Annotated in this window: 22 protein-coding genes and 1 pseudogene; 15 read left to right on the top strand and 8 right to left on the bottom strand. The window is 62.0% G+C overall.

The features are described from left to right. The first annotated feature begins 144 nt into the window (after positions 1-144). Positions 145-861, top strand: coding sequence for a TPM domain-containing protein (locus tag HY921_08040; GenBank protein MBI5630818.1), 717 nt, complete (start codon positions 145-147; stop codon positions 859-861). Position 862: 1 nt separating this feature from the next. Further along, on the top strand, positions 863-1,315 hold the full coding sequence (locus HY921_08035; GenBank protein ID MBI5630817.1) for a TPM domain-containing protein: 453 nt from the start codon (positions 863-865) through the stop codon (positions 1,313-1,315). Here HY921_08035 and HY921_08030 read toward each other — a convergent pair. Together HY921_08030 and HY921_08025 are read right to left on the bottom strand one after the other, a co-directional pair. Continuing rightward, a complete protein-coding gene (locus HY921_08030; protein MBI5630816.1) occupies positions 1,312-2,184 on the bottom strand; it encodes a hypothetical protein in 873 nt (290 codons plus the stop codon). The genes HY921_08035 and HY921_08030 overlap by 4 nt on opposite strands. An 82-nt stretch (positions 2,185-2,266) precedes the next feature. Then, positions 2,267-3,526, bottom strand: a complete 1,260-nt coding sequence (locus HY921_08025; protein ID MBI5630815.1) for an aminotransferase class I/II-fold pyridoxal phosphate-dependent enzyme — start codon at positions 3,524-3,526, stop codon at positions 2,267-2,269. Positions 3,527-3,581: 55 nt separating this feature from the next. Between HY921_08025 and HY921_08020 the strand changes: the two genes are divergently transcribed. The 10 genes from HY921_08020 (at position 3,582) to HY921_07975 (ending at position 11,606) form a co-directional block, all read left to right on the top strand. Beyond that, the gene (locus HY921_08020; GenBank protein MBI5630814.1) at positions 3,582-4,253 is read left to right on the top strand and encodes a hypothetical protein; all 672 of its coding nucleotides are present in this window, start codon (positions 3,582-3,584) and stop codon (positions 4,251-4,253) included. A 123-nt stretch (positions 4,254-4,376) separates the two neighbouring features. Then, positions 4,377-5,639 carry a S8 family peptidase gene (locus HY921_08015; GenBank protein MBI5630813.1) on the top strand — a complete coding sequence of 421 codons (1,263 nt, stop codon included), beginning with the start codon at positions 4,377-4,379 and terminating at the stop codon, positions 5,637-5,639. An 84-nt stretch (positions 5,640-5,723) separates the two neighbouring features. Then, the gene (locus HY921_08010) at positions 5,724-6,344 is read left to right on the top strand and encodes a DsbA family protein (protein MBI5630812.1); all 621 of its coding nucleotides are present in this window, start codon (positions 5,724-5,726) and stop codon (positions 6,342-6,344) included. Then, positions 6,317-6,790: a DoxX family protein gene (locus tag HY921_08005; GenBank protein MBI5630811.1), complete on the top strand. Its 474-nt coding sequence runs from the start codon at positions 6,317-6,319 to the stop codon at positions 6,788-6,790. Before HY921_08010 ends, HY921_08005 begins: the two co-directional genes overlap by 28 nt. A 96-nt stretch (positions 6,791-6,886) precedes the next feature. Further along, positions 6,887-7,831, top strand: a complete 945-nt coding sequence (locus HY921_08000) for a diguanylate cyclase (protein MBI5630810.1) — start codon at positions 6,887-6,889, stop codon at positions 7,829-7,831. 98 nt (positions 7,832-7,929) lie between these two features. Further along, on the top strand, positions 7,930-8,319 hold the full coding sequence (locus HY921_07995; protein ID MBI5630809.1) for a response regulator: 390 nt from the start codon (positions 7,930-7,932) through the stop codon (positions 8,317-8,319). A 14-nt stretch (positions 8,320-8,333) separates the two neighbouring features. Continuing rightward, entirely contained in the window at positions 8,334-8,936 is a 603-nt protein-coding gene (locus HY921_07990; protein MBI5630808.1) for a 2,3-diphosphoglycerate-dependent phosphoglycerate mutase, read from the top strand. 148 nt (positions 8,937-9,084) lie between these two features. Continuing rightward, positions 9,085-9,582, top strand: coding sequence for a peptidoglycan-associated lipoprotein Pal (pal, locus tag HY921_07985; GenBank protein ID MBI5630807.1), 498 nt, complete (start codon positions 9,085-9,087; stop codon positions 9,580-9,582). A gap of 3 nt (positions 9,583-9,585) precedes the next feature. Then, positions 9,586-10,371 (top strand): outer membrane protein assembly factor BamD, encoded by a 786-nt coding sequence (gene bamD / locus HY921_07980; GenBank protein ID MBI5630806.1) that lies wholly within the window; start codon positions 9,586-9,588, stop codon positions 10,369-10,371. Beyond that, positions 10,368-11,606: a PD40 domain-containing protein gene (locus HY921_07975; protein MBI5630805.1), complete on the top strand. Its 1,239-nt coding sequence runs from the start codon at positions 10,368-10,370 to the stop codon at positions 11,604-11,606. The genes bamD and HY921_07975 overlap by 4 nt, the downstream gene beginning before the upstream one ends. On the opposite strand, the gene HY921_07970 is transcribed toward HY921_07975, so the two are convergent. Both HY921_07970 and HY921_07965 read right to left on the bottom strand, forming a co-directional pair. Further along, positions 11,584-12,846: a hypothetical protein gene (locus HY921_07970; GenBank protein MBI5630804.1), complete on the bottom strand. Its 1,263-nt coding sequence runs from the start codon at positions 12,844-12,846 to the stop codon at positions 11,584-11,586. The two genes, HY921_07975 and HY921_07970, sit on opposite strands and share 23 nt — an antisense overlap. Next, complete coding sequence (locus HY921_07965) at positions 12,843-13,526, bottom strand: response regulator transcription factor (protein ID MBI5630803.1); 684 nt, start codon at positions 13,524-13,526, stop codon at positions 12,843-12,845. Before HY921_07965 ends, HY921_07970 begins: the two co-directional genes overlap by 4 nt. A 172-nt stretch (positions 13,527-13,698) precedes the next feature. On the opposite strand from HY921_07965, the gene HY921_07960 reads away from it, so the two are divergent. Both HY921_07960 and HY921_07955 read left to right on the top strand, forming a co-directional pair. Continuing rightward, on the top strand, positions 13,699-14,115 hold the full coding sequence (locus HY921_07960) for a prepilin-type N-terminal cleavage/methylation domain-containing protein (protein ID MBI5630802.1): 417 nt from the start codon (positions 13,699-13,701) through the stop codon (positions 14,113-14,115). A 72-nt stretch (positions 14,116-14,187) separates the two neighbouring features. Next, a complete protein-coding gene (locus HY921_07955) occupies positions 14,188-15,342 on the top strand; it encodes a saccharopine dehydrogenase NADP-binding domain-containing protein (GenBank protein MBI5630801.1) in 1,155 nt (384 codons plus the stop codon). Between the two features lie 11 nt (positions 15,343-15,353). On the opposite strand, the gene HY921_07950 is transcribed toward HY921_07955, so the two are convergent. From HY921_07950 to HY921_07935, 4 genes are read right to left on the bottom strand one after another with little or no spacing between them, the layout of a single operon-like run. Then, positions 15,354-15,926, bottom strand: a complete 573-nt coding sequence (locus tag HY921_07950) for a thymidine kinase (protein MBI5630800.1) — start codon at positions 15,924-15,926, stop codon at positions 15,354-15,356. 47 nt (positions 15,927-15,973) lie between these two features. Further along, positions 15,974-16,984, bottom strand: coding sequence for a dTDP-glucose 4,6-dehydratase (gene rfbB, locus HY921_07945; protein MBI5630799.1), 1,011 nt, complete (start codon positions 16,982-16,984; stop codon positions 15,974-15,976). Next, positions 16,984-17,967 carry a GDP-mannose 4,6-dehydratase gene (locus HY921_07940; protein ID MBI5630798.1) on the bottom strand — a complete coding sequence of 328 codons (984 nt, stop codon included), beginning with the start codon at positions 17,965-17,967 and terminating at the stop codon, positions 16,984-16,986. The genes rfbB and HY921_07940 overlap by 1 nt, the downstream gene beginning before the upstream one ends. Before the next feature lie 7 nt (positions 17,968-17,974). Further along, positions 17,975-19,045, bottom strand: a complete 1,071-nt coding sequence (locus tag HY921_07935; GenBank protein ID MBI5630797.1) for a glucose-1-phosphate thymidylyltransferase — start codon at positions 19,043-19,045, stop codon at positions 17,975-17,977. Between the two features lie 150 nt (positions 19,046-19,195). On the opposite strand from HY921_07935, the pseudogene HY921_07930 reads away from it, so the two are divergent. After that, positions 19,196-19,312 (top strand): annotated as a pseudogene (locus HY921_07930) (prepilin-type N-terminal cleavage/methylation domain-containing protein). Positions 19,313-19,648 lie beyond the last annotated feature (336 nt).

Here is a 19,648-nt window from a genome sequence, read left to right as displayed (position 1 = left end):
TTCAGGCAGGCCCATCTTCGGCCGATTTCTTCGTTGCTCGTTGGTCACAATGCGCTGCGGCATTGCTCCCTCCTCGCGCCTCGAAATCAACTCGAATCTGGGCCTGCCAGTTGGTCATATTATTCCATTGCGAGCCCTTAGTTGGTGACGACATACTTAACTTCTTTACTGCACATTTGCCTGCTGCTTGCCGCCAAGGACATCCCCCCCTCCCCGGCCTCCCACGTTTACAACGAAAACGTCATATCAGCTCGGGCCGAGAACGCCCTTTCAAGCCGCCTGCGGCAAGTAGAAGACGGGTCCGGCCATCAATTCGTAACGGCTCTTTTCCAGAGCTTGGAGGGAGAAAGCCTCGAGGACTACGCCAATAAGGTCTTCAAGGCCTGGGGCGTCGGCAAGCGAGAGAGAAACGACGGGATACTTTTCTGCCTCTTCCTAAAGGAAAAGCGTTGGCGCGTCGAGGTGGGCTACGGGCTCGAGGGCCGAATCACGGACCTCGAGGCCGCGGAGCTCGCCCAGGCCGGAGTCCCCCATTTCAAGGCCGGCGATTTCGACGCGGGGGCGCTGGCCGTGGCCGAGGGGATTGCAGCCAAGATTCTTGGAGAGCCCGTCCCCGCCGGGAAGCAAGCGCAGTTCCCCCTGGCGCTCAAGGTCATCATAATCGTCCTCCTCCTTGTTTTCGTTCCGCTATTTTTCTTCATGACCCTCCCCGGAATATTTTCCAATGACATGAACCGCCGGCGCAGAGCAATCACCTCGGAATACTGGGGCTCGGGCTGGTCCTCGCAAGGAGGAGGCTTCGGCGGTTTTTCGGGCGGAGGAGGCTCCTCGGGAGGAGGAGGGGCCAGCGGAGGCTGGTAATATGCCGATCTTCCGCTTTTGGAAGCCATTACTCACCCGCTCGGAAAAAGACCGCGTCGCCCGGGTCATCGCCGAGCTGGAGGCCCGCACGAGCGGAGAGATCCACGTGCATTTGGCGCGACGCCTGCCCCCCGGCACGGACATCCTGGCGCTCGCAGCCCATAAATTCAAGGAGCTGGGCTTGGACAAGACCGCTCGCCGCAACGGGGTTCTGCTCCTCGTCGCGGGGGCGGACCGCAAATTCGCGATCTGGGGAGACGAGGGCGTCCACGTCCAAACGGGACAGGCTCTGTGGGATAAGGCCAAGGAAGTTTTGGAGCGCCATCTGCGCCAAGGCCGGGCCGCGGACGGAGTCGAGGCCTGCCTGCGCGAGATCGGGGGAGATCTCATCCGCCTCTTCCCCAAGGAAGGGCCGGACGAGAACGAGATCTCCGACCAGGTCAGCCAGTCCTAACGCGCCGGCTGGTAGGGAACATGCGCTGAATCGCCGGCCTTGACCTGCTCGTCGGTCGAGACCGCGCCCAGCCTCTTGAAGGACACCTGGACGTAATACTTGCTGCCCGGCACGGGCTTGCCGTCGAACTTGTCGGCGTAATCCAGGAGATTTACCTTGTAATCCAGCGCCACGGTCATCGTGGCATCGATCACGGCCACGGTGGGATCCCAGGGGAAATTGACCTCCTTCTTGACCACGAGCTTCAGGAATATTTTTTCGCCCTGGTAGTAGGAGGCCCATTTGTCCTGGAGGCCGAGCTGCAGGGAGCCGGAGAGGGACTCCACGGCGATCCCATTGGGGTCCGGACCCATGGGAATCTTCTTGACGGGGGCGAGGGCGAAATCCGGCCCGCCGCGGACCAGCTTGTAATCGTAGCCCGACTCGAGCTGGTATATGGAAAGCCACGGCCCCTCGAGGCAAACCCGGAAGCTGTCCGATTCCCAGGGCAGGAGCGGCCGGCGGTCTTGGAGCGAAATCCGCGCTATCTCCGAGTAGAGAAAGCCGGGCACCTCCCAACATTGCCAGGTCCCGTTGGGCCCTGGCTGGCAGCGCTGCTCCCATTCGCGGCTCATGAGGCGGAATCGCTCCGAAACCGGGGGATCGTTGGGCTCGAAAGTGAATACCGCGCAGTCCTGCTCGTAGCGATTGTCCCCCACCTGGGCCTTCTTGACAGCGCCCCGGGCCTCCCCCGCAGAGCGCCGGACCTGGTCCAAGAGCGGGCGAACCCCGAAATTCTGGTCGAAATCGAGCGGCAAGATTTGCGCTTGAGATGGCCACGGCGGCGTCGCCAGCAACAGCGCCGCCAAGGCGAGAATGCTTTTTTTCATAGTCTCTCCTGTCCCAGAAGACCCAGATGAAATCTAGGCCTAAAGTACCATTATTGCGGAGGAAAGCGCAACCGCTCCGTCGCTAATAACGCGGTTTGAGGCGGGCAAGCCCCGCTTCGAAGCGCTCCCGAAAGACGGGAGACAGGACATCGGCGCAAACCGCGTAGCGGATCAAGGGCTCTGCCTCGGGGGTCATAAAATGCACCCCCGCGATTCCGGTCTTGGAAATCACCAGGCGGTTGAAAGCCTCGTGCGGGGCCCACACCGAGGTCCCGGGGTCCTTGGCCAAGTCCACGCCGAGAACCTCTCGGGGCGCCTTCCAAAGGGTAAAAAATCCGGCCTCGGTGGAACAGGCCCTCCGGAAGCCCGCCCCTGCGATGCGGGGCTCGAGATAATCCAAGCGCCTGCGGTAGAGCTCGGAGAGGCGCCGCAGAGACCGCGCCGCCTCCGGCAGGTCCCCAAAAAAAGTCCCGTAAGCCGCCATGGCCGATGGCACCGGCCCCGAGTCGGTGTTGCCCTTGATGACGACGAAGTCCTCCACGAAATCCCTCGAACCCACCAGGGCCCCCAGGCGCGCCCCCGGATCGTTGAAGGATTTGCTCACGGAGTAGAGTTCGGCCCACTCGAGCTCGGGATAGTCCTTGGCCACCCGGGCAAGAGCGGAGTGGGAGGTATCCAGGGACAGGCCAGCGTAGGCCGCGTCATTGACCAGGCGCGCGCCGCTCTCGAGGCAAAACTCGATGAGGGCACGCCACTCTCCTTGCGTGCAGCCCACTGCCGCCGGGTTTCCGGGGCGAATCACGAAGATCAAGTCAGGCCGGTCGATCCTGCGCCGGCGCAGAGCCTCCTTGAGCCCGTCCAGGCCGAGCCGCATATTCTCGGAGGAAAGAAGCGGCCAAACGATCCGTTCGGCCCCCAGGTAACTCTCTGCCCATGTGCCGATCACGTCGTAGGCCGGAAGGTTGGAAACGACCGTGAATTTCCCCCCTTTTCCCCTCGACCTCAAGCCGCAGGCAAGCGCCATCAGCGCGGTGGCTGTCTTTATTCCCGCGATCGGCACGGCCTTCAAATGGAGATGCTCCCAATAGCGCAGGCCCGCATGAAGCTCCACCATGCCCTCGCAGAAGCGATGGAGATTGCGGTCCTCGGCGTACGTGTGGTAATCGTAGCCCGCATCCTGGGCAAAGCGAGCCTTAAGCCCGCGGATAGGCTCCTCCGGAACCCCGTCGGGGTTTCCAAGGGACAAATTCAATGGCTCTAGTCCCGTTTTTTCCTCATACTCCCTAAGCAGGGCATAGATCATCTGGAAGAGGTTGATCCCTTGGGCGGGAACGCGGCGCATTCCTCAATCATATCGAATCCGGCCCTCGGGGCGCTATGATATACTCTAAAAAGCGATGAACAGCGAGACGATGCGGGCCTTCCTCAATGCTACCAAGGTCATGAGGGCCCCCAAAAGAGAGCTCTCGACCTTCGGGGCCACCACGATCCAATACCATCTCGTGTCGCCTGTGGATGATCTGGCGGGCAAGACCCGCCTGCGCCAGGGAACGGTGCTCTCGGAAAAACCCAAGATCCTCACGGCAGAGGCCTTCTCCCGGCGATTCGACGGCTTCGGCGCGGAGGCAGAGGAGTTCGCCCAATGGCTGAGCTCGGCCTACCGCGACCTCCTGCGCGCCCTCGAGTACAACTTCAAGAACCAGGGCTTCTCGGCGCAGGTCCTCTCCGACACGCCCCAGGCCGTAGCCGAGCGCATCCTGGGGGAACTCGAGGACCGCGGGTCTTGCGACGAGGCCCTCATCCGCTGCCCCGACTCCGGCTGGTCCTTGGCCCTCATGAAATTCACCTTGGACGAGTCGGCCCGCTCCTTCCCTGTCCATGTGCGAGACCTCGAGCGCCGCGGGCTTTTCGATCCGGAGGGTAAGGCCGAGTCGCGCCGGCGCCGAGAGATAGAGGGGCTCTTCGCCCGAGCCGGAGCCGACCGCGGCGTCCTCGAGCTTCTCGGCCGCAAACTCCGGGAATACGGCCTGTTCCACGAATACGAGGATCGCTACCTCGGATTTTTTTAGACCTACCGGGCCTCCACCCCCAAAAGACCTACAACAATAATAGGACCTTTGGTCCGAAATGTGCTAGGCTTTTCCCACTCTTGGCGTCTTTCGCAGAGCATAGCATCTGGAGGATACATGATAATGAAAAGGAGAGTCGGCTGGATCCTTGCCGCGGCATGGCTGGGTCTGGCTTTCACAGGCCGGGCCGCCGCTTCCGGCGACCTGGTCCGACGCATCGTCGTATTCTCGCAGGAGACTTCTCGCGCTGATCGCATGGCCATCGCGCGCACCGCCGGGGCCAACATCGTCCGCGAGCTCTGGCTCATCAATGCCGTGGTGATCGAGGGCCAGGAGGCCCAGGTCCAATCGGCGGAGAACAGCCTCAAGGATCGCCCCGAGGTGCTCCTCGTGGACGAGGACCCTGAGGTCAAGTGGCTACCGGCCGCGGCTCCGGCCCTGGTAACCGACATTCCCCTGCCGGACGTCAAGGCCGTGATCAAGCCTTTCCACCCGGCGGCCGACGGAGTGCCGGGAGTCCAGAAGAGAGACTGGGGGGTAGAGCGCGTGAAGGCCCCGGCGGCCTGGGCCAAGACCCGCGGAGAGGGCGTCAAGGTCGTCGTCATCGACACGGGAATCGACATCAATCATCCGGATCTCAAGGAAAATATCGTAGGGGGCTGGAACACGGTCAACGACAGCCCCAACTTCAAGGACGACAACGGGCACGGCAGCCATGTCTCCGGCATCATAGCAGCCGTGGACAACAATGAGGGTTCCGTGGGGGTCGCGCCCAAGGCCTCCCTGTACGGAGTCAAGGTGCTCAACGCCGAGGGCTCCGGCACCTACGACAACGTCATCGCTGGCATGCAGTGGGCGGTGGAAAACAAGATGCAGGTGGCCAACATGTCGTTGGGCGGCTCGCGCGGAACGGAATCCCTGCGCCTGGCCGTGAGTGCTATGACCAAGGCCGGGGTGGTCCTCATGGCGGCCGCCGGGAACTCCGGCGGGGCGGTCTCATACCCGGGGGCCTACAAGGATGAGGGCGCCATCACCATCGCCGCCTCGAACTCCGCGAATAAGGTGGCCTGGTTCTCTAGCCGGGGCCCCGCTGTGGCCTTCATCGCGCCTGGAGTCAACATCTATTCCACCTATTGGGAGTCCAAGAGCGACGGCTCCAGCGGGAGCGGCTACGACACCCTCTCAGGGACCTCGATGGCCACCCCGCACATGGTTGGCTTGGCGGCCTTGGCCATCAAGGCCAAGAACATCACCGGATCCGATGAAAAGGTGGTCCAGGCCGTGAGGGCGGCCCTTAAGGCCGCGGCCTCTCCGCTCTCCGACGAGATCCCGGTCGAGCAGCAGGGAAGCGGGATCGTGGACGCAGGAAAGCTCGTCAACCGCTGATCGCGGCAAAGCCCAAAAAACCCCTCCGCCCGGCCGGGCGGAGGGGTTTTTTTGCCCCGCCATTCTTCCTATAATAAGAACGCAATGGCACTCGAGCGAAGGCTCATCGCTGGCGCCGCGGTCGCGGCCTGCTGCGCTCTATCGGTCATGCTGGCCAAGGGCTTCCAAAAGGTCGAGTCGACCCAAGCCCCCCCCTTCCGCCAGAAAGGAGAGCCCTCTTCCCGCGTGGTCATCGTGGAATTCTCCGATTTCCAATGCCCGCACTGCCGCGTCGGCCAAGCGGCCTTAAAGGAGCTCCTGGCCCTCTACGGCAAGGAGGTTCGGGTCACCTACAAGCACTACCCGTTGAGCATGCACGCCTGGGCCAAGCCCGCGGCGGTGGCCGCGGAGTGCGCGGGCCGCCAGGGGAAATTCTGGCCCTACCATGACGCCCTTTATGAAAGACAGGAGCAATGGAGCCTGGGCCAGGACGCCGCGCTGTGGCTCTCCAAGTACGCCCAAGAGTTCAAGCTGAACATAAAATCCTTCGAGGCGTGCCTGAAAGACCCCGCCGCCGCCGCGGCCGTGGAAACGGACATCAAGGAAGGGAATCTCCGCTGGGTATCCTCCACCCCCACTTTCTTCATCAACAACAAGCGCTTCGCGGGATCCAGGCAGCTGGCTTCCCGAGGCCCCCTATGGATAGACAAGATCCTCAAAAAATAGCCATTCCGGCTTGGGCCGCGGTGGCGGCGCGCCTGGTCGTGGGCGCGGTCCTGGCCGCAGCCGGAGCATACAAGGCCGCCGCACCCGTCGAGGAATTTTCCCTCGTCATCGAGAGCTACCAAATCGCGCCTCTGGAGATGACCTTGAGCCTGGCGGCCATCCTGCCTTGGGTCCAGATGTGGCTGGGATTTTCCCTCATACTAGGCTATTGGATCCGGCCCTCGGCCCTGGGCGCGGGAACGCTATTGGCCTGCTTCATCGCGGCCTTGGCCTCCCTCAAGGCCCGCGGCATCGTGCTGCCTCATTGCGGCTGCTTCGGCGGCCCCTTCCATCCGAGCCCCGACGCCACCATGGTCTCGGACGCGGTCCTGCTGGGGCTCAGCTTCTTGGCGTACCGGGGCCCTCCCTCCCGCCTCAGCCTCGACTCCTGGGTCCTAGGAGAATAGGCCCCAACTGGGTCCAAAGGACTAGGACGTAAGACCCATGCCTTTTCGGGTCTAAAGCCACTGGTGGCGTTTCGGCTTTCTAGCTATCCTGAGTGCATGTCAAACAACTCGCTTTTGCAGCCGCAGGACCCGGAGGCTCCGCGCGTCCATCTCTCCAGCGATTTTATCCGCGTCAAGGAATACCTGGAAGCCATCGTGGCCTCCACCGCCGACGCCATCTGCACGACGGACACCGAGGGCCGCATCCTCTATTTCAGCCCCGGAGCCGAGAAGATGACTGGCTATGGAAGCAAAGAGGTGGTCGGGCGTTACGCCTACGAGTATTACCTGGGAGGCCGCAGGGAGGCCGACCGCATCATGAAGAAGCTCAAGAAGGACGAGGGCCTGCAAAACCACGAGATGGTCCTAAAATCCAAGGAAGGCCGGCGCATCCACGTCAGCATGTCCGCCTCGCTCCTCAAGGATCGCCGGGGCCAAATCATCGGGACTCTCGGGATCTCAAAGGACATCACTCACCGCGTGGAACTGGAGAATCGCCTCCGGGAGCTCTCCATCACCGACAATCTGACCGCCCTCTACAACCAGCGCTACTTCCAGGAGCAGCTATCCCAGGAGGTCCGCCGCGCCCGCCGCCAGGGCTACCAGCTTTCCCTGATTCTGATGGATTTGGACGGCTTCAAGAAGGTCAACGACGAGAAGGGGCACTTGGAGGGCGACCGGCTCCTCAAAAGCTTTTCAGCCATCCTCCTAGGGCATATTAGGAGGGAGATGGACACGGCTTACCGCTACGGCGGCGATGAGTTCGTGATCCTCCTCCCGGGACTGGGCAAAGAATTGGCGGAGAAGGTAGCCCAAAGGATAGCCGACGCCGCGGCTCAGAAAAAGGATCCCTGTCCGGTCTTCTTTAGCTTCGGGGTGACGACCCTGGCAAAATCAGAAAACCCCCTCGAATTCCTCAACAAAGCAGACCGCCGCATGTTCCAGATGAAGGCCCAGCGAAAAAACCCCCACCAAAAGCGCGCTAACCCCCGAGTTCGCTGAGAAGCTGACGCGCCTCGGCGATCAAGGCAAGCTGGAATGGGATGTTCATAGTTGAGTGCTACAAAGAAAAGTATAATGGTGCCAGCAACTCAAGGGAAATGGCAAAGATTCTTATTGTAGACGATGATTTCGAGATTGTCGCCCTGCTCACCGAGGTTCTGGAACTGGAAGGGCACTCTGTGGACGCCGCCTACGAGCCGGTGGAAGGAATGCAGAAAGCCAGGGCCATGGTTCCGGATCTCATCATTCTCGATTTCCATATGCCGGGCACGAGCGGAGCCCACCTATTCGAGTCGCTGCGCCGCAATCAAGCCAGCCACCTGACCCCCATCCTTTTCATGAGCGGCGAGGCAGCGCCCGAGGAAATCCTGAGCCAGATTTCGGACGCCGAGCACTCCCAATTCATGGCCAAACCCATCCATCTCGAGGACTTCCGGAAGGTCGTGCGGCAGATGCTCTCGAAAGGTCCGGCGGAAACAACGCATTGAGGTGGCGGGAATAAATGGGAAAACTTGTTCTGGTGCGGCATGGGCAGTCTCTGTGGAACCTCGAGAACCGCTTCACGGGCTGGGTGGACGTTTCCATCACGGCCCTGGGGGCCGAGGAAGCGCGCCGGGCCGGGCGAGAGCTCAAGGGGATATCCTTCGACGTGGCCTTCACCTCGGAGCTCAAGCGCGCCCAGGAGACTTTGGCCCTCATCCTCGAGGAGGCTGGGATCCACGGTTTGCCCTCGCATAAGGACAAAGCCTTGAACGAACGCCATTACGGCGACCTGCAGGGCCTGGACAAGGCGGAGACCGCGAGGAAATACGGGGAAGAGCAGGTCCACGTCTGGCGGCGCTCCTACGATATCCGACCTCCGGGAGGAGAAAGCCTTAAGGACACGGCCGAGCGGACCCTCCCTTACTTCCATTCCCGGATACTCCCGCAAGCCCAAGCCTGCAAGAACGTGCTGATCTGCGCCCACGGCAATAGCCTGCGAGCCATCCTCATGGAGCTTGATAAGCTCTCCCCCCAGGAAATCATGAAGGTCAACATCGACACCTGCCGGCCCCTTTTCTACGAGGTCGCCCCGGACGGCCGTGCCCGGCGCGCGGCGCGGTGACATTTGCTATGATGAACGGAATTCATCTCATTTTCAGGAGGCTTGATTGGTCATGAAAATATCCTCAAGGAATTTCGCCGCCGCCCTCTTTGCCACGGCCTTGTCCGCGGCGGCCATCTCCTGCTCGACGAGCCCGAGGCGATCGTCCATGAGCTCGAGAGACGCCGCCGGAGCCGCCTCAGCCGCCTCGCCGGGCGCGGCTGGCTCTCAAGAGGCGCCCTCCGCCAATCCCCCCGCATACGCTCCGGGAACTGAAGCGACCGAGGCGAGCCTGCGCGGTTCGGCATTCGCCCAAAGCGAGGACCTCGAGGCCGTACATTTCGACTACGACAGCTCGTCCCTGAAGGAGGATGCCCTCGCCTCCTTGAAGAAGAACGCGGAATACTTGAAGCACCATCCAGAGCTCGAGTTCCTCGTGGCGGGCCACTGCGACGACCGGGGCACCATCGAATACAACCTGGCCCTGGGACAGCGCCGCGCCAAGGAAGTGCGCGACTACTACGTTCGTTTGGGAGTGTCCGGCAAGTCCCTGGCAACCATCTCCTACGGCAAGGAGGCGCCGGTCTGCCAGGAATCCAATGAGGCCTGCTGGGCCCAGAACCGCCGGGCCGAAACCAAGGCCCGCTCCCGGGAGGCGGGGAAGTAGGACATGAAGCGCGCGCTCCTGGCCCTGGCTCCGCTGCTGTTTTCCGGCTGCCTGGCCACCCAGCGGGACGTCCTCGACCTTGAAAACCAGGCCGACGAGCTAGGCGCGCAAATCATTGAGCTCAAGAAAATCGTCTCCTCCATGCAAGGCAACCAGGCGGACTTGGGAGTGCAGTTCAAGCAGCTGCACGAGGACATGAGCGTTTTCACCGAGACCGTCAAGCAGTCGCAAGAGGACATGAAGAAGCTCTCCTCTAAGCTCGACGACTTGAGCGTGGGGCTTTCCAACAAAGTCGCGGCCATCGGCTCGACCTTGACGAACCAGCAGGCCAAGAGCCTTGAGGAGCAAAAAGCGGCCTTGGCCTCCCAGGCAAACTCCCCCACCGAGCTCTTCAACACCGCCGACGTGCGCCTGGGCCTCAAGAACTACTCCCTGGCGGCCAAGGGCTTCGAGGACTACGTCGCCAAATTTCCGAAGGGCGCCCTTATCGACGTCGCGACCTACAAGCTGGGCCAGGCCTATTACGGCGACAGGAAATGGGAGGCCGCCGGCCGGCAATTCGCCCTGCTCCTCGAGAAATACCCGAAGAGCGGCTTGATTCCCTCGGCCAGGCTCTATTACGCCCTGAGCCTCGTCAAGATGAAGAAGAACCTTCCCGAAGCCAGGCAGTACCTGGAATCCATTCCCGCGGATTTCCCCTCGAGCCCCGAGGCCAAGGCCGCGGCGCGCGAACTCAAGAAATTGGCCCCGCCCCCCGCGGCGCCGCCCCAGAGCGCCGCCACGCAGTGATCCGGGCCTGGCTCCTGTCCGCCCTGCTGACACCCTCCTGCGCATGGGCCGGTAGCGACGTCTACATCAGGCTCGGCGGACAGAAAAACAGGGCCGAGCTCCTGGACCTGGCCCTGCCCGCCTTCACTGCGGATAATCCGGCCGAGGCCTCCGGGGCGGCCGTGGCGCGCCAGATCCGGGAGATCGTCAGGGCCGACCTCCTCTTCTCTCGCTATTTCAACCTCCTAGAGGACGGCAAGAAGACCGCGGGCTGGCTCTTGACCGCTCGAGCCTCCGCGGCCGCGTCAAAGATATCCGTCCAGGCCCGCTTGACGGACCTCCACTCGGGGGAAACGGTCTTCGAGCGCTACTATCGCCAGGACGCCGCCTATGTCCGGGCCGCAGCCCACCGCCTGGCAGACGACGTGGTCCAGGCCATGACCGGCAAGCCGGGCATCGCGCACAGCTGGATCGCCTTGGCCAACAACCAGACGGGCACGAAGGAGATATACCTCATGGACTACGACGGGGCCGGCCTGAGGCGGATCACCAGCGACGCATCCATCAATCTTCTGCCCCGCTTCTCGCCGGACCGGCGCCAGCTTGTCTACACGAGCTACAAGAACGGCAACCCCGACCTCATGCTCTTCGACATCGCGAAAGGCCGAACCCAAGTTTTCTCCGCCGAGCAAGGATTGAACCTTCCCGGGGGATTCTCTCCGGACGGGACCCAGCTTCTCATGACCCTGTCTCGCGGCCAGAGCCCGAACCTGTACATAAAGGAGTTCCCGGAGGGAGGACTCACACGGCTCACCCAGCATTTCGGGGCCGACAGCTCCCCCACCTTCTCGCCCGACGCGGGACAAGTCGCCTTCGTCTCCGATCGCTCTGGCAACCCGCAAATCTACATCCTCGACCTGATCACGCAGAGGGCCAAGCGCCTGACCGGCATGAACTGGTGCGATTCCCCCGCATGGTCGCCCACCGGGGAATGGCTGGCTTTCTCGGGGCGAGCCCACCACCTCGACAAAATGGACATCTTCCTCGTGGACGTCACCGGGAACCAAGTGCGGCAAATCACGCGCGGGGAAGGCTCCAATGAAAATCCCTCCTGGTCGCCGGACGGGCGCTTCATCGTCTTCACTTCCACCAGGAACGGCCGCTCAGAAATATTCGTGATGGACGCCGACGGCTCCGCCCCCCATCCCCTGACGAACCTGCCGGGGAACAGCTTCACGCCTTCCTGGTCGAATTAGGTCTGTCCCCGCGCTCTGCTTCCGGTATCATCAAGGTGAACCTGGTCCCGTGCCCCGGGCCGTTGCTGTAGGCCTCGACGGAGCCGTGGTGCTTCTGGAGTATCCGGAGCGCGGCCGAGAGGCCCAATCCCGTGCCCTCGACGCCCTTGGTCGTGAAGAAAGGCTGGAACACGCTCTCGAGGTCCGCGGCCTCTATTCCCTTGCCGTCATCTTCTATGGTGACGCGAAAGTGGGAGGATGAGCTTGCCAGGCTCGGCCAACGCAGAGACGGTCCCGCCTCCTGGACGCTCAAGCGGATGTGCCCCCCCTTGGAGCATGCCTCCACGGCGTTCTGCAGAATGGCCGCGAAAGCTTCCTGCAGGAGGGATTGGTCGCCGATCACCATGAGGGGGCGGTCAAGGCCGGAAACCTTCTTGCGCACTCCCGCGCGCAGGCGCCGAGCCTCGATGGAGCGCAGCGCCAGCCGCAAGGGCTCTCGCATGTCCACCCGCCGGAAGTCTATCTCCTCGATGCGGCCCAAATCCAGGAGATGCTTGAGAATTTCCTTGCAGTGTCCTACCTCCTCCTGTATCTCGCCCAGCTCCTTGAGGATATTCTCCTCGTGACCGTAGCGCTGGGCCAGGACCTCGGCGTTTACCATGATGGTGGTAAGCGGTCCCTTGATCCGATGGGCCACCTCCCCGGCAACCTGTCCCAAGGTGGCCAGGCGCTCGACCTGGACCAGGCGGTCCCGGTACTTGCGCTCCTGGTCCGATTGGGCCTGCTGGGTGTCGCGGGAGAGAATGGCCAAAAGAGCCGAGGAAATCCACAGGAAGTTGAAGCGCAGCCAGAAGCCGGTATCATGGGGAAATCCTCTGCTGGGGCTCCAGGCCGAGAGGAGGTAGAGGATAGACGTCACCGCGGCGATCAGCAGGCTTTGAGTAAAGCTCCTCGTGAGAGCCGTTCCGAATATGATCAGGAAATAGATGAGATAAAGGTCCGATTGCGGCTGGGTCCAATGCAAGGTGAGGGAGGCAAGCGCCGCATCTCCCATGAAGAGCCCGGCCTGGAACCACCACCTCCCCAGCACGTGCAGGGGGGCGATCCTCAAATAGACGAGGGAAAGGCCCAGGACGATGGTGAGAAAATCGAAGCGCGCGATCCAGCCTTCCGTGCCCCGGTATTGGTAGAGGAAAATCAGGAGCAGGACCGCCATCATCAGGCCCTGGAACGTGAAATAAGTGCTGCGCCGGTCGGTCACGGCGCGAAGCGGTAGCCCAGCTTGGGCACGGTCTCGATCAAGGATGACTTGCGGCCAAGCTTCTTGCGGATGTTCTTGATGTGGGTGTCGAGGCTGCGGGTGGAAATGGGCAAGCCGTAGGAGGATGAGTTCTCGATCAGATAGGAGCGCGTGAAGGCCCGGCCGGGCTTGGAGGCCAGCAGATACAGTATCTCGAATTCCTTGGGCTGGAGCTTGAGGGCCTCGCCATCCAGGACGGCCGTGCGGTTCTGGCTGTCGAGCTTGAGCCCTCCCGCCTCCACCAGGCCGGGGGCCGCCTCCTGGCCCAGTCCATAGCGCCGGACCACGGCATGTATCCTGGCCAGAAGCTCCATGGCCCCGAAAGGCTTGACCACGTAATCGTCGGCTCCTAGGTTGAGGCCCAGGACCTTGTCGCCCTCGCTTGATAGGCCGGTCAGGAAAATCACCGGTATGTGCTTGGATGCGACGTTTTCCTTGAGGCTTTTGAGGATCACCCTCCCGTCCCCGCCGGGCATGCGGATGTCGAGCAGGATCAGGTCGGGCTTGTATTTCAGAACCTCGGGGAGCGCTTCCTGGGGGTCCGAAATCGATCTCAAAACATAGGCGGGAGAAAGAGAAATCGTCTTTTCTATGGCCCTGATGATCTTGGGATCGTCCTCGATGATCAGCAGCTTGGGCATTTCTCGCTGAGTATAACAGATGAACAAACAAAGTCAACAGCGCAACGCCATTGACAGGGCAGACGGTTTTAATTCACAATTTGAACATGATTTTTTCATACATAAATCAGGGACAATGTGTAAACTATTCAGGATGAAGGCAGGCTCTGGAAAGATTCTACAGGAGGCGTCCATGAAAAGCGAACGGGGTTTTACGCTCATCGAGCTGCTGGTCGTAGTGCTCATCATCGGCATTCTGGCAGCCATCGCGGTTCCCCAATACTTCAAGGTCGTTGAAAAGGGCAAGTTTTCACAGTCCACGCAATGGATCACCAGCATGAAGGGGGCCCAGGAACGCTACCTGGCCAAGAACGGCATTTATTTCTCCGGGACCGTCACTTCCACCATATTCGACGCCAACCTCGGGAACATGGTCAACTTCGCCCAGGGTGCCGTGACCACCACGGCCACGCCGTCCTGGACCATTACCTTGACCCGTGGATCACCCTGCCCGGCGGTTTACGGCTGCTACACGGTCACCTACGTCGCCCCTCCGGGGACGTTTACTTGCAGCTCGACGGACTGCACCGCGGATTTGCTGCCGCAGTAAAGCGGCGCCGGACGGTCTCAACGTGGCCAGGGGCTTTGCGCTCATCAAGCTCCTGGTTGTCTTTTTTTCTCCATGAAATTTCTCGTCCTTGGAAGCGGAATGCAGGGGCGGGCCTGCGCTTTCGACCTCCTAAAAAACCCGGGGGTTGAGCGCGTCATACTGGCCGACCAATCCCTGGAAAATCTGGACTCGGCCAGGAAATTCCTAAAGTCCTCGAAGGTCGAGACGCGCAGGCTCGACGTTTCGGACCCCGCCGCGGTCAAGAAGCTCGCCCAGGGCTGCACCGTCATGGTGAGCGCTGTGCCCTACTTCCACAATCTCGGGCTCGCCAAGGCCGCCATAGCGGCCAAAGTTCATTTCGTGGACCTGGGCGGAAACACCGATATCGTATTGAGGGAGCTCTCCCTGCACGAGAAGGCCAAGAAGGCGGGCGTCACCATCCTTCCGGACGTGGGCCTCGGCCCGGGGATAACCACCACCATCGCGGCCCATGGAATCAATCTCTTGGACAAGGCCGAGGAGGTTTACATTCGGGACGGAGGCTTGCCGCAAAAACCGGCCCCCCCCATGAATTACCTCCTCACTTTCTCGGAACACGGGCTCATCAACGAGTACGTGGAGGACGCCACGGCCCTGCGCGAGGGCAGGATCGTCTCCGTGCCCGGGCTTTCCGAGATCGAGGACATCGATCTCCCGCCGCCCCTGGGCCGCTGCGAGGCGGCCCACGCGGCCGGAGGACTTTCCACCTTGGCCCGGACTTACGAGGGAAGGGTCAGGACCATGGACTGCAAGCTCATACGTTATCCCGGCCACTGCGCCGCGATCAACGCGATGCGCGCCATAGGATTTTTCAGCCCAAAGAAGATCCGGCTCAACGGCTTCTCTCTGGCCCCCCGCGAGCTCAGCGCCAGGCTTTTCCGGGAGCACTTCCACCGCCCGGGCGAAAAGGACCTGGTCGTCATCCACACCACAGTGCGCGGCGTCAAGGACGGCAGGAGGGCCGAGGTGGTCTACGACATGCTGGATCTCTACGACGAGAAAAACCGGATGACCGCCATGATGCGCACCACGGGATTCCCGGCCTCCATCGTGGCCCAGATGCTCGCCTCGGGCGAGATTTCAAAACCCGGAGCCTACCCAGTGGAGCTCGGCATCCCCCCGGAGCCGTTCTTCGCCCAAGCCAAGAAGCGCGGCTTCAACCTTTCTTGGAAACTGGTAATTCGGTAACTGTCACCGAATTACCGTTCAAAGCAGCGGCGACAGCGGGCCTCATACTTGTCGGTAGAGCCCACCTCCACGATCTCCTGGGAAGCCGACAAGCGCTGGGTGCGGTTGGAGGGGCTTCCGCAGACGACGCATATCGCGAGATTCTTGGTCACGAACTCGGCCACGCCCATGAGGCGGCAGGTGACGGGAAAGGGGACACCGCGGTAGTCCTGATCAAGGCCGGCCACGATCACGCGCCGCCCCTGGTCGGCCAAGGCCTCGCAGACCCCGACCACCCCCTCATCGAAGAATTGCACCTCGTCTATGCCCACGACCTGGGTCTCGGCATGGACCATCGGTATGATTTGCCCCGCCTCCGGGACGCAGAGGGACGGGATCTTGGCCAGGTCATGGGAGACGATGTGGTCCTTGGCGTAGCGCGTGTCCAGGGACGAATTGAAGACCTGGACCTTCTGCCGGGCGATGGTGGCCAGGCGCAGGCGGCGGATGAGCTCCTGGGTCTTTCCAGAAAACATGCTGCCGACAATGGCCTCGATCCAGCCCCCTCCGAGCGCCGGGGATGCGTGAACGGCGCGGCCGCTCATTTCGAGGACGGCTATGGCTCCGGTGTTTTGCGGGCTGGCAGGGCGGCTCATTTTTTTCTCCAGGCGCCGTATTGCTTCTGGTAATAAGCTTGGTAGCTCCCTTGGCGCTTCAGCGGCCGCCACCAGGGCTCGTGGCTGCGGTACCAATCCACCGTGAGGGCCAGGGCTTCCGGGAAAGGGTAGGAGTGGGAGAAGCCGAGCCTCTTGAGCTTGCCGCAATCCAGAGCGTAGCGGCGGTCGTGACCCGGCCGGTCCGGCACCGGGCGGATCATATCCTTGGGCTTGCCCATGAGCTCTCTTACGGCCTCCACGAGCTCGAGATTGGCGCAGGAATGAGTTCCTCCCACGTTGTAGACTTCGCCCGGGAGGCCCTTCACGAGGATAAGCTCGATGGCGCGCGCGTGGTCGAGCACGTAAAGCCAGTCGCGAACCTGGAGCCCGTCGCCGTAGAGCGGGTAGGGCCGATCGTCTATCCAGTTTGTGATCATGAGGGGCAAAGCCTTCTCGGGGTATTGGTACGGCCCAAAATTATTGGAGGCCCGAGTCACGATGACCGGCAGCTTATGGGTCACGAAGTAGGCCCGGGCCAGAAGGTCCGAGGCGGCCTTGGAGGCGGCGTAGGGGCTGTTGGGCTCGAGGCAAGCGCCCTCCTTGGAACGGCCCCGCCCCACGCTGCCGTAAACCTCGTCGGTGCTGACATGCACGAAGCGCCCGACCTTGAGCCGCAAGGCCGCGTCCAGGAGCACCTGGGTTCCGATCACATTGGTCCTGAGAAAGCTCGCGGCGTCGAGGATGGAGCGGTCCACGTGGGTCTCGGCCGCGAAATGGACCACGGCGTCGGCCCCCTTCATGGCACCCTCCACGGCCTTGGGATCGGCGATGTCGCCCTTGACCCAGCGGTAGCGCGGATTTTCAGAGAGCTCCGCCAGGTTCTTGGGGTTGCCGGCGTAGGTGCAGAGATCGAGGTTCACGACCCGGCAGTCGCGCCGCCCGCCCAGCATGTGTCGTATGAAATTGGAGCCTATAAATCCCAGACCCCCGGTGACGAGCAGGCGCATTATTTGGAGGAGACCGGCTCCGCGGCGCGGGCCTTGGCCTTGAAGTAATTGTTCACGAAATAATTCCAGGTGTCCTTGAGGCCGTCCTCGAAATTCATGACAGGCTTGTAGCCCAGCATCCGGCGCGCCCGGGAAATGTCGGCGAAGGTCTTGCGCACGTCGCCCTGCCTCTTTGGAAAGTGCTGGAGCTCGAGCTCGCGGCCCAGGATATTCTCGATCACGCGGATGAGATCCAGGAGGGAATAGGTTTTCCCGTTGGCGATGTTGAAGGTCTCGCCGACTCCCTTCTTGGCCGCGGCGGCGAGGAGGTTGGCCGCAACCACGTTGCCGATGTGGGTGAAGTCCCGCCTCTGGCGGCCGTCCCAGTGGACCTCAAGGGGCTCCCCGCGGTAGGCCTGGTCCATAAAGCGCGGGATCACGGCGGAATAGGTGGACTCCGGGTCCTGGCGAGGGCCGAAGACGTTGAAATAGCGCAGGCTCACCGTTTCCAGCCCGAAGGTCTTGGTGAAAAGCATGGCGTAATGCTCGCCGGCGAGCTTGGAGCAGGCGTATGGGGAGACGGGCTGGGGACGATACTCCTCCTTTTGCGGGAAGCGGTTGGCGTCTCCGTATACCGAGCTCGAGGAGGCGTACACGAAGCGCTTGACCCCCGCCTCCTTGGCCGCGATGAGCATGTTGAGGGTTCCTGTGGCGTTGGCCTCGTGGGAGTCGATGGGACGGTCCACAGACTTGGGCACGGAGCGTATGGCCGCCTGGTGGATGACGTAAGCGGCACCCGCCACCCCGCGCTGGCAGTCCTCGAAGGCCCGGATGTCGCCGCGCATGAACTCCACCCTGTCCTTGAAGCCCGCCATGTGCTCGAGCTTCCCGGTGGATAAATTGTCGAGGATTCGGACTTTCTTGCCGCGGCGAACCAGCTCCTCGGCGATGTTGGAGCCGATGAATCCCGCCCCGCCCGTCACGAGCCAAAGTTCATTTTTCATGGGTTTCTCAGGGTATCTCGATGCGGCTGGAGTCTCCGACCATAATCCTGTAGGCCTCTGGCATCACCGGGGATCTCACCACCTCCACGCGCTGCCCGATGAGAGAGTCCTGTATCTTGCGGATGTCGCGGATCTTGGCGTGCTCGAGGACGATGCTGTGCTCGATCTCGCTGTTCTCAATCACCGTGTCGTGGTAGATGGAGCTGTAGGGGCCCACGTAGGACTTCAATATCTGGGAATTGGCCCCGATGATGGCAGGGCCGCGGATCAGCGACTGCACGATAGTGGCTCCAGGGCCCAGCACTACCCGGCCCTCCAAGCGCGAGGAGGCGTCTATGGAGGCCTCCAAGTCCACGTGATGGGCCAAGGTCTCATGGATGAGGCGATTGGCCTCGAGGAGATCATGGAGCTTGCCCGTGTCCTTCCACCAGCCGTCTATATGCTTGGTGATCACCTTGTGCTCGTGGTCCACCAGCCACTGGATGGCGTCGGTGATCTCGAGCTCGCCCCGGGCCGAGGGCTTGATGTGGTCTATGGCCTTGAAGACGTTCTTGTCGAAAAGGTAGACGCCGACCAAAGCCAGGTCGCTCTTGGGGTTCTTGGGCTTCTCCGCCAGGCGCACCACCCGGCCCTTTTCGAGCTCCACCACGCCGAAGGCGGAAGGGTTGGGGACCTTGGCGACCAGTATCTGGGCGTTGGGCTTCTTGGCCTTGAATTCCGAAACCAGGGGCTCAAGGCTTTCCTTAAGAAGGTTATCCCCCAGGTACATGAGGAAGGGAGAGTCCCCCATGAACTTCTTGGAGATCTTGACCGCGTGGGCTAAGCCCAGGGGCGCCTCCTGCGGGATATAGGTCGCCTTCAAGCCGAAGGCCGAGCCGTCCCCCACCGCGGCCTGGATCTCGGCGGCGGTCTCACCGACGATGATCCCGACCTCCTTGATGCCGGCCTTGGCGATGGCCTCAAGGCCGTAGAAGAGAATCGGCTTGTTGGCGATGGGGATGAGCTGCTTGGCCGAGGTGTGGGTGATGGGCCTCAGGCGGCTCCCCTTGCCGCCGGAAAGGACCAAGGCTTTGAGCATAAAAGCAATATTAGCATAAGAGGCCGGGATGTGACCAAATTGCTCTGGCGCGCCGCAGGCTCCGAGGATATCCTATCGTCGAGCCTGCGCCATCACTGCCGAGTTCAAGGACCTTTACCCTTGTCCATAGCGGCAGGAAGGGGGTGCAGAATGAAGACGAAAAAGACGAGGCAGAAGGGCCGGGAAGCTTCGGGATTCACGCTCATCGAGCTGATGATCGTGGTAGCCATCATAGGTATATTGGCGGCCATCGCCATACCGAAGTTCGCCCAGCTCATCCGCAAGTCGGGCAAGGGGGCCTCGAAAGGCAACCTCGGCTCCATCAGGTCGGCGCTCAGCATCTACTACGGAGACATGGAGGGCCAGTATCCCACGGACATGGACTCCCTGACCGTGAGCGGGAAGTACCTGAGCGCGGTGCCGGTCGCCAAGGCGCCGAACTACCACGCGGACACCTCGGCGATAACAGCCGGGACGAGCTCCGCGGACGCGGCGGGCTGGCTGTACAACAACGTGATGTCGGACTCCAACCTCGGCACCGTGTGGGTCAACTGCACTCACACCGACACCAAGGGCAGCGTCTGGACCACGTACTAGGATAGT

The sequence above is a fragment of the Elusimicrobiota bacterium genome (genome assembly GCA_016218575.1).
In the GTDB taxonomy this organism is placed as follows: domain Bacteria; phylum Elusimicrobiota; class Elusimicrobia; order UBA1565; family UBA9628; genus JACRDN01.
This window is presented reverse-complemented; position numbering and strand designations above follow the sequence as displayed.

Coding starts and splice junctions, on each gene's coding strand:
- HY921_08035 (MBI5630817.1), top strand. CDS start 863: ATGCCGATCTTCCGCTTTTGGAAGCCATTACTCACCCGCTCGGAAAAA.
- HY921_08030 (MBI5630816.1), bottom strand. CDS start 2,184: ATGAAAAAAAGCATTCTCGCCTTGGCGGCGCTGTTGCTGGCGACGCCG.
- HY921_08025 (MBI5630815.1), bottom strand. CDS start 3,526: ATGCGCCGCGTTCCCGCCCAAGGGATCAACCTCTTCCAGATGATCTAT.
- HY921_08020 (MBI5630814.1), top strand. CDS start 3,582: ATGAACAGCGAGACGATGCGGGCCTTCCTCAATGCTACCAAGGTCATG.
- HY921_08015 (MBI5630813.1), top strand. CDS start 4,377: ATGAAAAGGAGAGTCGGCTGGATCCTTGCCGCGGCATGGCTGGGTCTG.
- HY921_08010 (MBI5630812.1), top strand. CDS start 5,724: ATGGCACTCGAGCGAAGGCTCATCGCTGGCGCCGCGGTCGCGGCCTGC.
- HY921_08005 (MBI5630811.1), top strand. CDS start 6,317: ATGGATAGACAAGATCCTCAAAAAATAGCCATTCCGGCTTGGGCCGCG.
- HY921_08000 (MBI5630810.1), top strand. CDS start 6,887: ATGTCAAACAACTCGCTTTTGCAGCCGCAGGACCCGGAGGCTCCGCGC.
- HY921_07995 (MBI5630809.1), top strand. CDS start 7,930: ATGGCAAAGATTCTTATTGTAGACGATGATTTCGAGATTGTCGCCCTG.
- HY921_07990 (MBI5630808.1), top strand. CDS start 8,334: ATGGGAAAACTTGTTCTGGTGCGGCATGGGCAGTCTCTGTGGAACCTC.
- pal (MBI5630807.1), top strand. CDS start 9,085: ATGAGCTCGAGAGACGCCGCCGGAGCCGCCTCAGCCGCCTCGCCGGGC.
- bamD (MBI5630806.1), top strand. CDS start 9,586: ATGAAGCGCGCGCTCCTGGCCCTGGCTCCGCTGCTGTTTTCCGGCTGC.
- HY921_07965 (MBI5630803.1), bottom strand. CDS start 13,526: ATGCCCAAGCTGCTGATCATCGAGGACGATCCCAAGATCATCAGGGCC.
- HY921_07960 (MBI5630802.1), top strand. CDS start 13,699: ATGAAAAGCGAACGGGGTTTTACGCTCATCGAGCTGCTGGTCGTAGTG.
- HY921_07955 (MBI5630801.1), top strand. CDS start 14,188: ATGAAATTTCTCGTCCTTGGAAGCGGAATGCAGGGGCGGGCCTGCGCT.
- HY921_07950 (MBI5630800.1), bottom strand. CDS start 15,926: ATGAGCGGCCGCGCCGTTCACGCATCCCCGGCGCTCGGAGGGGGCTGG.
- rfbB (MBI5630799.1), bottom strand. CDS start 16,984: ATGCGCCTGCTCGTCACCGGGGGTCTGGGATTTATAGGCTCCAATTTC.
- HY921_07940 (MBI5630798.1), bottom strand. CDS start 17,967: ATGAAAAATGAACTTTGGCTCGTGACGGGCGGGGCGGGATTCATCGGC.
- HY921_07935 (MBI5630797.1), bottom strand. CDS start 19,045: ATGCTCAAAGCCTTGGTCCTTTCCGGCGGCAAGGGGAGCCGCCTGAGG.